General features: G+C 68.5%; 11 protein-coding genes and 1 pseudogene. All 12 read left to right on the top strand.

The window, feature by feature from the left end; all coding sequences use genetic code 11:
- Window positions 1–3: 3 nt before the first annotated feature.
- Window positions 4–924 carry an HpcH/HpaI aldolase/citrate lyase family protein gene (locus tag BPODLACK_RS09900; protein WP_159405189.1) on the top strand — a complete coding sequence of 307 codons (921 nt, stop codon included), beginning with the start codon at window positions 4–6 and terminating at the stop codon, window positions 922–924.
- Between the two features lie 68 nt (window positions 925–992).
- Window positions 993–2,648 (top strand): AMP-binding protein, encoded by a 1,656-nt coding sequence (locus BPODLACK_RS09895; protein WP_006436160.1) that lies wholly within the window; start codon window positions 993–995, stop codon window positions 2,646–2,648.
- Between the two features lie 62 nt (window positions 2,649–2,710).
- A complete protein-coding gene (locus BPODLACK_RS09890; RefSeq protein ID WP_051995393.1) occupies window positions 2,711–4,663 on the top strand; it encodes an acetoacetate--CoA ligase in 1,953 nt (650 codons plus the stop codon).
- Between the two features lie 213 nt (window positions 4,664–4,876).
- On the top strand, window positions 4,877–6,061 hold the full coding sequence (locus BPODLACK_RS09885; RefSeq protein ID WP_159405188.1) for a DUF5336 domain-containing protein: 1,185 nt from the start codon (window positions 4,877–4,879) through the stop codon (window positions 6,059–6,061).
- A 145-nt stretch (window positions 6,062–6,206) separates the two neighbouring features.
- Window positions 6,207–7,814, top strand: coding sequence for a cell division protein PerM (locus BPODLACK_RS09880; RefSeq protein ID WP_006436163.1), 1,608 nt, complete (start codon window positions 6,207–6,209; stop codon window positions 7,812–7,814).
- Window positions 7,815–7,859: 45 nt separating this feature from the next.
- Entirely contained in the window at window positions 7,860–8,483 is a 624-nt protein-coding gene (purN, locus tag BPODLACK_RS09875; RefSeq protein WP_006436164.1) for a phosphoribosylglycinamide formyltransferase, read from the top strand.
- Entirely contained in the window at window positions 8,480–10,054 is a 1,575-nt protein-coding gene (purH, locus tag BPODLACK_RS09870) for a bifunctional phosphoribosylaminoimidazolecarboxamide formyltransferase/IMP cyclohydrolase (protein WP_159405187.1), read from the top strand. Before purN ends, purH begins: the two co-directional genes overlap by 4 nt.
- The gene (locus tag BPODLACK_RS09865) at window positions 10,041–10,784 is read left to right on the top strand and encodes a sulfite exporter TauE/SafE family protein (RefSeq protein WP_081598219.1); all 744 of its coding nucleotides are present in this window, start codon (window positions 10,041–10,043) and stop codon (window positions 10,782–10,784) included. The genes purH and BPODLACK_RS09865 overlap by 14 nt, the downstream gene beginning before the upstream one ends.
- A gap of 294 nt (window positions 10,785–11,078) precedes the next feature.
- Window positions 11,079–11,756: pseudogene (locus BPODLACK_RS09860) on the top strand (TauD/TfdA dioxygenase family protein); the annotation flags it as partial.
- A gap of 147 nt (window positions 11,757–11,903) precedes the next feature.
- Window positions 11,904–12,305, top strand: coding sequence for an ArsR/SmtB family transcription factor (locus tag BPODLACK_RS09855; protein WP_024499993.1), 402 nt, complete (start codon window positions 11,904–11,906; stop codon window positions 12,303–12,305).
- Window positions 12,302–12,796 carry an SRPBCC family protein gene (locus tag BPODLACK_RS09850; protein ID WP_006436170.1) on the top strand — a complete coding sequence of 165 codons (495 nt, stop codon included), beginning with the start codon at window positions 12,302–12,304 and terminating at the stop codon, window positions 12,794–12,796. Before BPODLACK_RS09855 ends, BPODLACK_RS09850 begins: the two co-directional genes overlap by 4 nt.
- A gap of 4 nt (window positions 12,797–12,800) precedes the next feature.
- Window positions 12,801–13,364, top strand: a complete 564-nt coding sequence (locus BPODLACK_RS09845; protein ID WP_006436171.1) for a maleylpyruvate isomerase N-terminal domain-containing protein — start codon at window positions 12,801–12,803, stop codon at window positions 13,362–13,364.
- The last annotated feature ends 183 nt before the right edge of the window (window positions 13,365–13,547 follow it).

The raw sequence follows: 13,547 nt of genomic DNA, 5'->3' as shown, positions 1-13,547 counted from the left end.
AAGATGTTCTTCGACGGACCCGCCGACAACTCGCTCGTGAGCGGAGCGAATCTGGGTGATTCCCAGCTGGCCAACGCCTGGCTACCCGCCGGGCCGGCCCTGCTGTTCTGCCCGGCCGACCGGCCGGAGCGCTACCAGAAGGCTCTCGATCGCGCCGACGTCGTCATCCTCGACCTCGAGGACGCGGTGTCGCCGGCGAATCGCGCGGTGGCCCGGGAGGCGTTGATCGCCAACCCGATCGACCCCGACCGCACGATCGTGCGGATCAACCCGGCCGGCACCGGCGACTACCGTCGCGACCTCGCCGCGGTCTCCGAGACGAACTACCGCGTCGTCATGCAGGCCAAGTCGGAGGACGTGGCGTCGATCCTGGACACCGCATTCCAGACGATCGCGCTGATCGAGACACCGCTCGGTGCCACCCGCGCCAACGACATCGCCGCCACCTCGACCTGCATCGGACTCATGTGGGGCGCCGAGGACCTGGTCGTCGGACTCGGCGGGACGTCGAGCCGATTCGGCCCCGACGAGCCGCGGGCCGGCGAGTACCGCGACGTCGCCGCCTGGGTACGGTCGATGGTCCGCATCGCGGCCGCCGCGCACGGCAAGTTCGCCGTGGACTCGGTGCATCTCGACATCGGCGACGTCGACGGCCTGATCGACGAGGTGCGGGACGCGGTGGCCCTCGGCTACACCGCGACCGCGTGCATCCACCCGTCGCAGGTCGAGCACATCCGCGCGGGCTACCAACCGTCCGAGGAGTCGATCGCGTGGGCGCGCAGGGTCATCGACGGTTCCGCGGAACACAACGGCGGCGTCTTCAGCCTCGACGGCCAGATGATCGACGGTCCGGTGCTCCGGCAGGCCGAGGTCGTGCTGTCCCGGCTGACCGAACGACCGACCGTGAACGCCGAGGACTCCTGATCCACCTGCGACTCCTGATCCACCTGCACTGACTCGTTCGCGACATCCCCGAGAGACCGGAGCATGCCATGAGCAACGACGCTCACGCCCAGAACCTCGCACACACCCACGGACCGCAGAGTCCGGCCCTGCTGACGGACACGATCGGCGTGACCCTGGCGCGGACCGTCGAGAGATACGGCGACCACATCGCGCTGATCGACGCCGCGGCGGATCGGCAGTGGACCTACACCGAATTCCACCGTGACGTAAGGGCATTGGCCGCCGGCCTGCTGCGCCTCGGGGTGGCGCCGGGGGATCGCATCGGCCTGTGGGCGCCCAACCGGTTCGAGTGGGTTCTCACCCAGTACGCCACCGCCGAGATCGGCGCGATCCTGGTGAACCTGAACCCGGCCTACCGCCAGAACGAGATCGAGTACGCCCTGAAGCAGTCCGGATCGAGCGTCGTCCTCGCCGCCGAGCGGTTCAAGGACTCGGGCTACGCGTCGATGCTGGCGGAGGCGCGCCCGCACTGTCCGGACCTGCGAACCGTGGTGACCTTCGAGTCCACAGACTGGGCGGACCTGACCGCCACCCCCTCCGACGAGGAGCTGGCACGCGTCGCCGACATCGCGGCGTCGTTGTCCGCCGACGACCCGATCAACATCCAGTACACCTCGGGCACAACGGGATTCCCCAAGGGGGCGACGCTGTCGCATCGCAACATCGGGAACAACGGCTACCTCGTCGGTGAGCTGCTCGACTACACCGCCGAGGACCGCATCTGCCTGCCGGTGCCGTTCTACCACTGCTTCGGGATGGTCATGGGCAACCTCGCCGCCACCAGTCACGGTGCGGCCATGGTGATCCCGGGCCCGGCCTTCGACCCGCGGGCAACACTGGACGCGGTCGCCGAACACCGCTGCACCAGCCTGTACGGCGTGCCGACGATGTTCATCGCCGAACTCGCGCTGCTCGACGCGGCCCCCGACGGGTACGCTCCCGACCTCTCGTCGCTGCGCACCGGGATCATGGCCGGTTCACCGTGCCCCGAACAGGTGATGCGCCAGGTGGTCGATCGCATGCACATGAGCGAGGTCTCCATCTGCTACGGCATGACCGAGACATCGCCGGTGTCCACCCAGACCAGGGTCGACGACCCGCTCGAGTTGCGCGTCACCACCGTCGGCCAGGTCGGACCGCACCTCGAGATCAAGATCGTCGCCCCCGGCACCGGGGAAACGCTCGGACGCAACGAGACCGGTGAACTGTGCACGCGCGGCTACTCGGTGATGACCGGCTACTGGAACGACCCGGAGAAGACCGCCGAGGCCATCGACGCCGACGGGTGGATGCACACCGGCGACCTCGCCGAGATGGACGACGCCGGCTACGTCCGGATCACCGGCCGGATCAAGGACATGGTGATCCGCGGCGGCGAGAACATCTACCCGCGCGAGATCGAGGAATTCCTCTACACCCATCCCGACATCCTCGACGCCCAGGTCATCGGTGTCCCGGACGAGAAGTACGGGGAGGAACTCATGGCGTGGGTCCGACTCCGCGACCACGCAACCGATCTCACCGCGGAGGACGTTCGCGCCTTCGCCGACGGCAAGATCGCCCGGCACAAGATCCCGCGATACGTCCACGTGGTCAAGGAATTCCCCATGACCGTCACCGGAAAGGTACGCAAGGTCGCGATGCGCGAAGAGGCCACCTCCATCCTGGAGGACCTGAGATGACCGGTGCGTCCCGGTCGGGTGACCGGCAGACGAGTACGGCGCTGCGGGCCGACGAGCCCGCGATGGACCGGTTCCGCCGGCTCGTCGAGGACCGTTTCGGTGCGCGCACCGCGGATTACGACGAGCTCTGGTCGTGGTCGGTGCGGCAGCCGGCACAGTTCTGGCGAGCACTGTGGGAGTTCTTCGACCTCGACGCGCTGGCGGCCGAACCCCTCGCCGAGGGCGACGCAGCGGTCCTCGGCGACGCCCGGATGCCCGGCGCGCAGTGGTTTCCCGGCATCCGCTTGAACTACGTCAGCCAGGTCCTGCGCCACGCCGACCTTCCCGGTGCCGCCATCGTCGGACTCGACGAAGCCGGGGAACGCTCCGAGATCGCCTGGTCGGAATTGCCGGGAATGGTTGCCGCCCTGGCCACGACGCTGCGTGAGCAGGGGATCGGTCCCGGCGACGTCGTGGCCGCCTACCTTCCCGACATCCCCGAGGCGGTCGTCGCCTTCCTCGCCACCGCGAGCCTCGGCGCCATCTGGTCCGGATGCGGTCAGGACTACGCACCCCAGGGCGCCGCGAGCCGCCTCGGCCAATTGCACCCGAAGGTCTTGTTCAGCGCCGCGGGTTACCGCTACGGCGGCAAGGACATCGACAAGCGTTCCGACAGTGCGGAACTGGCGAGCCTGCTGCCGGAGCTGGTCGCGCACATCACGATCGGCGGGGACGCCGACACCGTCTCGGACGGGGGCCCGGCACGCATCGACTACGCCGACGCCCTCACCACGGATGCCGGTGACGCGGAACCGGTCCTCGTGGACTTCGACCATCCCCTCTGGATCTTGTTCAGCTCGGGGACGACCGGACGCCCCAAGGGGATCGTGCACGGTCACGGCGGCGTCGTCGTCGAACATCTCAAGGCGGGTGCGCTGCACGGCGACCTGTCCTCGGACGACGTGTTCTTCTGGCAGACCGCGCTCAGCTGGATGATGTGGAACTACCAGGTCGCCGGTCTGCTCTGCGGGGCACGGATCATCTGCTACAGCGGTTCTCCCCTCTACCCGGACGCCGACCGGCTCTGGCAGATCGTCGCCGATGAGAAGGTCACCTACTTCGGCACCTCGCCCGGTCAGCTACAGGCATCTCGCAAGGCCGGCCTCGAACCGGGCCGCGACCACGACCTGTCTCGGCTGCGCGCCCTGGGCAGTACGGGCTCCTCGCTCGCCGCCGACCTCTTCACCTGGGTCGACGACCACGTGAAAGGCGGACTGCCGATCTCGTCGATCAGCGGGGGCACCGACATCGTGTCGGCCTTCGCCGGCGGATCGATCGGTGCCCCGGTGGTGCCGGGCGAGTTGTCGGTCCGCTATCTCGGTGTCGCGCTGCAGAGCTGGGCCCCGGACGGCACACCGCTCGTCGGCGAGGTCGGCGAGCTCGTCGTCACCGCGCCGATGCCGTCGATGCCGGTGCATTTCTGGGACGACCCGGACGGCACCCGCTACCGTTCCGCCTACTTCGACCATGAGTGGGAAGGCCCGACGGCGCATCCCGATGGGCCGGTGTGGCGTCACGGCGACTGGGTCACCGTGACCGAGCGCGGCTCACTGGTCATCCACGGTCGCAGCGATGCGACGTTGAACCGGCACGGAATCCGCATGGGATCGGCCGACATCTACGAGGTCGTGGAGGCCCTCGACGAGATCGCCGAGGCGTTCGTCCTCGGCGTCGACGGACCCGGCGGCGCCTACTGGATGCCCCTGTTCGTCACTCTCGTCCCCGACGCGGTCCTCGACGACGCCCTCACCGCGCGGATCGCTGCCGCGGTCCGAGACCGGTTGTCCAAACGCCATGTGCCCGATGAGGTGATCGAGGCACCCGGTATCCCACACACGCGGACCGGCAAGAAACTCGAGGTTCCGGTCACGGCGATTCTGGCCGGCCGGTCGGAGGTCAACATCGATCCCAAATCGGTCGACGACTACTCGCTGATCGACTGGTATGCCGAACAGGGCCGAGCTCACCACTGGTGATCGTTGTGCACGAGGAGCGCATCGTCCCCGCCCGGCATGGGTAGCGTGGACGGTGTCGTCGACGGCAGACGTCGAATCGTTCATGTGACCCGACGGTCACATGTACTACCGTGGGCCCGGTGTGCCCGTCGGGACGGTGACGGGGGAGATTCCGTCATCACCGGCGCGCGACCCGAGCGAAGAAGACCCAGACGAGCCGACCAGGAGATCGCCATGACGTATCCATCGGGGGGCTACGGGCAGCAGCCCGAGTCCGGCCAGTCCTACGGCCAGTACGGGAGTCCCTCGGGCTACCCGCAGGCCGGATCCCAGAACCCCGGATCGCAGGGGTCGCCGACCTCCGGTTCGGAGCAGTACGGCCAGCAGTACCCGCAGAGTGGTCAGCAGGGTTACGGCCAGAGCCCTCAGCAGAATTATGGGCAGCAGTACGGCCAGCAGCAGGGCTATGAACAGCAGTACGGCCAGCAGCAGGGCTATGAACAGCAGGGTTACGGTCAGCAGGGTTACGGCCAGCAGGGCTACGGCCAGTACTTCTATTCGCAGCAGCCGGCGAAGCCGCCGAGCCAGGGCCTGCCCGCGATCACGCCGACGATCCTGGCCGGCGTCATCGGGCTGTTCGGGCTCGTCGTGCTGTTCAGCGGCTTCCTCGCCGCCGCCAAGGCCTACGACTTCGAGGTGCAGCTGTTCCAGACGCAGTACAACGCCCCGTACGCGCTGGTCGCCGTCGCCGGTGTGCTCTCGCTCATCTGGCTGATCCCGGGCGTCAAGGTCGCCGCGGCACCGATCGTCGCATCGCTGACCGTCACGGCGTTCCTGATCACGCTGTTCCAGTTCCTCAACGTCGACGACAACGCCTCCGGCGCGATCGTCCTGCTGATCTTCTCGCTCCTCTCGGCGATCCTCGCGATCGTGTGGCTGCTCGTCGAGGCGGCGGTCATCAAGGTGGCGCCCGCGGTGGGAGCTCCGTCGTCCGCCACCGGACCGATCTCGACCGCGGCGTCGACCGCCGATGCCTCGGCGAGCCAGTCGGCCGCCGGTCAGGGTCAGGGCGATGCCCAGTCCGCCGCATACGGCACCGGCAGCGGCCAGGCGCAGTACGGCCAGCAGTCGTCGGGCCAGCAGCCGTCGGCGAACTACGATCCGTCCGCGTACTCGCAGGCGCCCGGCACCGGCCAGAGCGGCTACCCGGGATCGGGCGCCCAGCCGGGACAGGCGTCGGCGCACAGTGAGTCCGGCTACGGCGGCTACAACCCGGGTCAGTACTCGGCGAGCGCCTCGGGAGCCTCGACCGGTGGTGGCGCGTCGGCGAGCCCGTCGGAATCGGAGGCCGGTCCGGCCGCCGACCACTCGACCACGGTCTTCCAGAAGCCCGAACCGCCCACGAGCAGCGGTAGCTGATCGGAGGCATACGAGGGTGCCCCGCCGACACTCGTCGGCGGGGCACCGTCGTGTTCGGGGCCGGCTCTCGTGACCTGAGACGCTTTCCGTCTCATCGCGGCGCGTCTCCGACGGCCCGGCGGCCACCCGTGCCACGCTCATGACGATGCCCACCTTCAGGCCCGACTCGACCGCGGAGAACCTGGCGTCGCAGCTGCGCGCACTGCGACGATCCCGTCGTGCCCAGCGCAGCGCCGTCGAGGGTTCGGCCCGGCAGCTGGCCGTGGTCGCATTCACCGTTCCCGCGCTCGCCCTGGTCACGCTCATCGTCGTGATGCTGACGGTGCTGCTGCTCGCGAGTAGCGGACTCACCGGCCTGCCGAGCGCGATCGCGTCGAGCTGGTTGGCGATCCATCAGGTGCCGGTGACCATCAGCGGGGTCACGATCGGCGTGCTGCCGTTGCTGCCGACCCTGGTCGTCGCGATCGGCACCGCCCGCCTGACGACCCGCGCGATCGGTGGGAGTGGACCCACACAACGGTCGGCGCACGACCTGTTCGACGTCGGTGCCGTGGTCTGCTCGGCGATCGTCGGTCCGTTGCTGATCACCGCGATGTCCCTGGCCATCGTGATGGACGGCGGATCGGTGCTCCCGGTGCAGACGCCCAATGCGCTGATCGCCTTCGCCTACACGATCGGTATCCACGGCGGTGCGGCGCTGGCCGGCGTCACCTGGGTACGACGACACGACTTCGCAGCCCGGTGGGGGATGTCCTACGCCGACCGCCGCGGCTTCCGATACGGACTCGTCGCCGTGCTGGCATTGCTGGTCACCGGCGCGGTGCTGGTGTGCCTGCGCATGCTGATGCGGCACACCGAGATCGGTGAGCTGATCGAAACGGGCTACGACTTCGACGGTTTCCTCGGGCTCACCCTGCTGTCGCTCCTGTATCTCCCGAATCTGATGGTCGGCGCGACCGCTGTCCTCGTCGGTTCCGACGTACAGCTCGGCGCGATGACCGTCGACCTGTTCACCGTCCGCGGGGGAGCGGTCCCTCCCGTCCCCGCCCTCGCCGTCCTGCCCGACGGAACCGGTGCAGGCGACTGGGGCTTCCTCGGGCTGATCGCCCCCGCCGCCGTGGCGGTCTTCGTGGGCTGGCGCTGCCGCGACCTCAACCCGGTCGCGCATTTTCGCTCGATCGGGGTGGCCGCAGCCGTCGCCGCATCGGCCATGGCGATCCTGACCGCGACCGCCGGCGGATCGCTGGGCGAGTTCGGCGACGTCGCGGTCACCGTCTCCGCGGCCGGCGTCTTCACGCTCGGCTGGATCGCGGTGGTCGGCATCCTCCTCGCGCTCGTCTACGCCTTCCTCCCCTCGACCCGGGCCGCCCGCGCAGCCGTCGGGGACGAGTACTTCGACGACCCGGACGACCTCGGCTTCGAAGACGAATACGTCATCGTCGCCGACATCGACGAAGACGACGAATACGTCGAGTACACCGAGACCGACGACGGTGCGTACGAGGACGATGAGTACGGCGAGGGGTACGACGACGAGGGGTACGGCGACGAGGGTGGCTACGAGGACGCCGAATACACCGAGGCGGACCACGCGGGGGACGACTCCGTCGACGGGTTCGTCCCGGCCGATGCGGACGACGTCCCGCCGTCGACCAATCGGATCCACCCCGACGACCTCGACGACAGCAACCTCGTCGACGACGCCGACTACGACCTCTACCCGGGAACACCCGGCGCGGGGCGTCGGCGCTGAGACCCGCTCATTCCCGCTCGACGTGCTGCTATTAGGCTCGCAGGCGTGACTTCGGAGACCGCGCCTGCACCAACACCTGTCGTGGTGATGGCGTCGGGCACCGGTTCCCTGCTCGAGTCGCTGCTCGCCCGTGCCGCCGCCGACGACGCTCCGTTCACGGTCGCGGCCATCGTGGTCGATCGCGTCTGCCGGGCCCAGGAGATCGCGCAACGCAACGAGATCCCGTTGATCACCTGCCGCGTCGGCGACCATGACGATCGGGCCGCCTGGGATCAGGCGCTCACCGACGCCGTCGCGGCGATCGATCCGGGCTGGGTGGTCACCGCGGGATTCATGAAGATCCTCGGTCCGGCCTTCCTCGAACGGTTCGGTGGACGAATCGTCAACAGCCATCCCGCGCTGCTGCCGGCGTTCCCGGGCGCGCACGGCGTGCCCGAGGCACTCGACTACGGCGTCAAGGTCACCGGTGCGACCGTCCACCTCGTGGACGAAGGCGTCGACACCGGCCCGATCCTGGCCCAGCAGGTGGTCACGGTCGACGACGACGACACCGTCGACACCTTGCACGAACGCATCAAAACGGTCGAGCGCGTGTTGCTCGCCGAAGTGGTGACCGCACTGGTCACCCGTGGAGTAGTCATCGATGGACGAAAGGCCCGCATCCCGTGAACGCACAGCCCGCTGACAGCGCCCGCCGACCCATCCGGCGCGCACTGGTGAGTGTCTACGACAAGAGCGGCCTGGCCGACCTCGCGACCGCACTGCAGGTCGCCGGGGTGGAGATCGTCTCGACGGGATCGACCGCCAAGACCATCGCCGACGCAGGTGTCCCCGTCGTGGAGGTCTCGACGCTGACCGGCTTCCCCGAGTGCCTCGACGGCCGGGTGAAGACCCTGCATCCCAAGGTGCACGCCGGCATCCTCGCCGACACCCGCAAGGACGACCACGTCGCCCAGCTCGCCGAATTGGGCGTCGCCGCATTCGATCTCGTCGTCGTGAACGTGTACCCGTTCACCGCGACCGTCGCCTCGGGCGCGACCCCCGACGAGTGCATCGAGCAGATCGACATCGGCGGCCCGTCGATGGTGCGCGGTGCCGCCAAGAACCACCCGTCGGTGGCCGTCGTGACCAGCCCCGGTGACTACGGTCTGGTGACCGAGGCGATCTCGGCCGGCGGCTTCACTCTCGCCGATCGGAAGAAGCTGGCCGCCAAGGCGTTCCGGCACACCGCCGACTACGACGTGGCCGTCGCCTCATGGATGTCGAGCGTGGTCGCACCGGAGGACGAGTCGCAGTTCCCGATCTGGGCGGGTGCCACCTGGAACCGCTCGGCCGTCCTGCGTTACGGCGAGAACCCGCACCAGGCCGCCGCCCTCTACGTCGGCAACGCCGGCGAAGGCGGCCTCGCCACCGCCGAGCAGTTGCACGGCAAGGAGATGAGCTACAACAACTACACCGACGCCGACGCCGCCTGGCGTGCCGCGTACGACTTCGACGCGCCGGCGGTCGCGATCATCAAGCACGCCAACCCGTGCGGCATCGCCGTCGGTGCCGACATCGCCGAGGCGCACCGCAAGGCCCACGCCTGCGACCCGGTCAGCGCCTACGGCGGCGTGATCGCCGCGAACCGCGAGATCACCGTCGAGATGGCCGAGCAGGTCGCCGAGATCTTCACCGAGGTCGTCGTTGCGCCCGGTTTCGCCGATGGCGCGCTCTCGGTGCTCACCCGCAAGAAGAACATCCGTGTGCTGGTGGCGACACCGCCGTCGGCCACCGGTATCGAGACCAAGCCGGTCTCCGGTGGTCTGCTGATGCAGCAGCGCGACGTCCTCGACGCCGAGGGTGACAACCCCGCCAACTGGAACCTGGTCGCCGGTCCGCCGGCCGACGCCCAGACTCTCGCGGATCTCGAATTCGCCTGGCGTGCTTGTCGTTCGGTGAAGTCGAACGCGATCCTGCTGGCCGCCGACGGTGCCTCGGTCGGCGTCGGCATGGGGCAGGTCAACCGTGTCGACTCCGCCCATCTCGCCGTTCAGCGTGCCGGTGACCGCTCCTCGGGCAGTGTCGGTGCGTCCGACGCCTTCTTCCCGTTCCCGGATGGTCTCCAGGTGCTGCTGTCCGCGGGCGTCAAGGCGGTCGTGCAGCCGGGCGGTTCCATTCGTGACAACGAGGTCATCGAGGCGGCCGACGAGGCGGGCGTGACGCTCTACCTCACCGGGGCCCGCCATTTCGCTCACTGATCTCGCACTACTCGTCGTCGCCGGTTTCGGCGCGGGTCTGATCGGATACATCACCGGACTGGCGTCCATCGTCAGCTATCCCGCACTTCTCGCGGTCGGTCTCACCCCGATCGCGGCGAACGTGACCAACACGGTCGCACTCGTCGCGGTCGGGGTCGGCAGCACCGCCCAGTCGGGTAGGGCCCTGCTCGACGGCGATCGCCGACGCCTCGTCATCGGACTGTTCGCCGCACTCGTCGGCGGAACGATCGGCGCCGCACTACTTCTCGTCACGCCTGCCGAGGCATTCGAGGCGCTGGTCCCGTTCCTGGTGGCGATCGCGGCCATCGCGCTTCTCGTGCAGCCGGTCCTGCGTCGGTGGGCGACCTCGCACGCCGAACGGCCGTGGATCTTCATCCTGGGACTGATGATGATCTGCATCTACGGCGGCTACTTCGGTGCGGGTGCGGGCATCATGATCCTGGCGCTGATGCTGGTGGTCACCAGTGAGCCGTTATGGCGTGCGGCACTGTCGAAGTCGGTGTTCCTCGGGGTCGCCAACGCCGTCGCCGCGGTCGGGTTCATGATCTTCGGGCCGGTGGACTGGTGGGCCGCGCTCGCGATGGCGATCGGCTGCCTCCTCGGCGGCTGGTGCGGGCCGCCGGTGGTCAAGCGACTGCCCGCCGGTCCGTTGCGGATCGTCGTCGGACTGTGCGGGCTCGGCCTCGCAGTGTGGCTCGCCGTCGCCTGAGTACGGATGAGGCCGACGATGGCGTCCTCGTGAGAGGTCCCCGAGGGCACATCGCCCTCGGACAGCGCTGAGATGGACGCGAACTTCGCGGTGTTTCGGTGTTTCGGTCAGCGTGAGCGCAATCCTGTCCGTCTCGTCGGCGGGCGACTACACAGGACGGGTGTCCGTTTCCGCACTGCCTGCCCCGCACCGCGACTGCTCGTCGAGCATGTCGTGTCCCGGGCCGGCGGCCGGAACGGAGTCGATGCGTCTGATGACGATCCACTCGATGAACTGGTCCGACGGGTCCCACCAATCGAGTTCGGAAACCGGTTGGGCGACCTGACGTTCGGCCACCCGGTGTGGGATTCCGGCGACGTCCCGGACGAGGTGTACGAACTCGACAGCGCCGACAACGGATTCGCCGACGTCTGGCACACCGACATGACGTTCATGCCGCGACCGCCGATGGGTTCGATCCTGCGTCCGGTCGTGTTGCCGCGCAACGGCGGCGACACCAACTGGGCCGACGCCGAACTCGCGTATCTGTCGCTGTCCGAGCCGATCCGACGCCTCGTCGACGGTCTGACCGCGGTGCACGACGGCAGTCGCGAGTTCGGCTACTACCTCAAACAGCGCCGCGACGGGCGCGGAAACACCTGGGACGGCAAGGAAGTCACCGAACTCGTACCGGTGAGCCATCCGGTGGTGCGGGTGCATCCGGAGACCGGCCGCAAGTCGCTGTTCGTCAACCCGGGTTTCACCTCGCACATCGAGGGCGTGTCGGAGGCCGAGAGTCGCGGCATCCTCGACCTGCTCTACGCGCACATCACCAAGCCCGAGCACATCGTCCGCCACCGCTGGCGTCTGGGTGATCTCGTGCTGTGGGACAACCGCAACACGCTGCACTACGCCAACCGCGACTACGGCGACAACCGCAGCGTGATGCACCGCATCACGCTGCGCGGCGACGCTCCGGTCGGGCCGGCCTGAGGCGACCTTCGAGATCCGTATGACGTTGTGCCCGGAATCCGGGCACAACGTCATACGGATACTTTTGCCCTCGTATTCAACCAAGGGGTTGACAACAGCGCTCCGCGGGAGCATCGTCATATTCAACTAATCGGTTGAGGAGGACGAATGGCCGACGAGCTGTCCAAGGTGTTCGCCGCACTCGCGGACCCGACCCGCCGCGACATGGTCGCGCGACTGGCGGTCTCCGACGCGACGGTCAGCCAGCTCGCCGAGCCGTACGACGTCAGCATCCAGGCGGTCTCCAAGCACCTGAAGGTGCTCGAGGATGCCGGCCTGGTGACCCGAACCCGAGAGGCCCAGAAACGTCCGGTCCATCTGGAAGCCGAGGTGTTCGACCTCATGACCAAGTGGATCGAGCGGTACCGACGGCGGGCGGAAGAGCGCTACCAGCGACTCGACGTACTGCTCGCCGAGATGAACGACGGACCCGAGGCGGAACGTCCCGAGGGTCAGAACGACAAGACAACCGATAACGACACGACAACGAGGAAAGGAAAGGCGTCATGAGCACCACACAGACCCGCTATCCCGAGGCCGCCATCGAAGCCGACAAGGAGGTCCCGATCATCCGGATCACCCGCGACTTCCGTGGCACCCCAGCCCAGCTGATGAAGGCGCACACCGATCCCGATCTGTTCGTCCGCTGGATCGGCCCCGACGCCATCACCAGCCGGATCCTCGAATGGGATGTGCGCGACGGCGGCAGCTGGCGCTATGTCTCGACCCACGAGGGTCAGGAGTTCGGCTTCCGCGGCTGCTTCCACACCGTGGGTGAGGACAAGATCGTGCAGACCTTCACCTTCCTCGGGATGCCCGACCAGGTGTCGCTGGAGACGCTGTGGTTCGAGGACCTCGGCGACGGCACGACGCGCCTGCATGCCCAATCCCTGTGCGACAGTTTCGAAGCCCGCGACGGCTGGCTCGCGTCGGGCATGGAGGTCGGCGTCAACGAGGGGTATGCCGCCCTCGACCGGCTGCTCGAGTCCGGCGAGCTGTAGAACCATGGCACTGGCAGAACTCGACGCCGCAGACCGGCACCGTGCGGTCGCGGCCGGATTCGCCGACGTGATCGCCGACGTCTCCGACTGGGAGGCGCCGACACCGGTCGACGGCTGGGTCGCGCGCGATGTCGTGGCCCACCTCGTCGACTGGTTCACCGGGTTCCTCGACGCCGGGGGCGTGCGGTTGCCGGGCGGGCCCGCGGTCGCCGACGACCCGGCGGCGGCCTGGTCGGCGCATGCGGCAGCTGTGCAAGAACTGCTCGACGGGCCGTCGGCGCGGGAGACCTTCGCCCACCCGATGGCGGGGGAGCACCGCCTCGCCGACGCGGTCGACCGGTTCTACACCGCCGACGTCTTCATGCACACCTGGGACCTCGCCCGGTCGCAGGGCGCGACCCCCGACCTCGACACCGCCTATGCGCAGGTGCTGCTCGACGGGATGATCCCCATCGACGAGTTGCTGCGGAGCTCGGGTCAGTACGGACCCGCCGTCGACGTGCCCGCCGACGCCGACTCCGTCAGCCGCCTGATGGGCTTCGTCGGCCGGGACCCCACTGCCGGCTGAGCCGGTTCCGAGCGTAGCGAGGCGTTGTCCTGCCGGCTGAGCCGGTTCCGAGCGTAGCGAGGCACCGCGTCGAAGCCCCAGCCCCGCTGCCCCTCGAGACGCCCTTCGGAGGCTCCGGGCTCCTCGGGGAGCAGGGGGTGCTTCGTCGGGCGCGACCCCTCTGCCGGCTGAGCCGGTTCCGAG

The organism is Gordonia sp. YY1 (assembly GCF_009872315.1).
Taxonomy (GTDB): domain Bacteria; phylum Actinomycetota; class Actinomycetes; order Mycobacteriales; family Mycobacteriaceae; genus Gordonia; species Gordonia amicalis.
The sequence above is the reverse complement of the archived record's forward strand: the minus strand, read 5'-3'. Positions and strand labels throughout refer to the sequence as shown.

What these genes read in the sequence shown, in the direction of transcription:
- BPODLACK_RS09895 (WP_006436160.1), top strand. Translation starts at nt 993, where the DNA reads ATGAGCAACGACGCTCACGCCCAGAACCTCGCACACACCCACGGACCG.
- BPODLACK_RS09880 (WP_006436163.1), top strand. Translation starts at nt 6,207, where the DNA reads ATGCCCACCTTCAGGCCCGACTCGACCGCGGAGAACCTGGCGTCGCAG.
- BPODLACK_RS09845 (WP_006436171.1), top strand. Translation starts at nt 12,801, where the DNA reads ATGGCACTGGCAGAACTCGACGCCGCAGACCGGCACCGTGCGGTCGCG.
- BPODLACK_RS09885 (WP_159405188.1), top strand. Translation starts at nt 4,877, where the DNA reads ATGACGTATCCATCGGGGGGCTACGGGCAGCAGCCCGAGTCCGGCCAG.
- BPODLACK_RS09850 (WP_006436170.1), top strand. Translation starts at nt 12,302, where the DNA reads ATGAGCACCACACAGACCCGCTATCCCGAGGCCGCCATCGAAGCCGAC.
- BPODLACK_RS09900 (WP_159405189.1), top strand. Translation starts at nt 4, where the DNA reads ATGTTCTTCGACGGACCCGCCGACAACTCGCTCGTGAGCGGAGCGAAT.
- BPODLACK_RS09855 (WP_024499993.1), top strand. Translation starts at nt 11,904, where the DNA reads ATGGCCGACGAGCTGTCCAAGGTGTTCGCCGCACTCGCGGACCCGACC.
- BPODLACK_RS09890 (WP_051995393.1), top strand. Translation starts at nt 2,711, where the DNA reads ATGGACCGGTTCCGCCGGCTCGTCGAGGACCGTTTCGGTGCGCGCACC.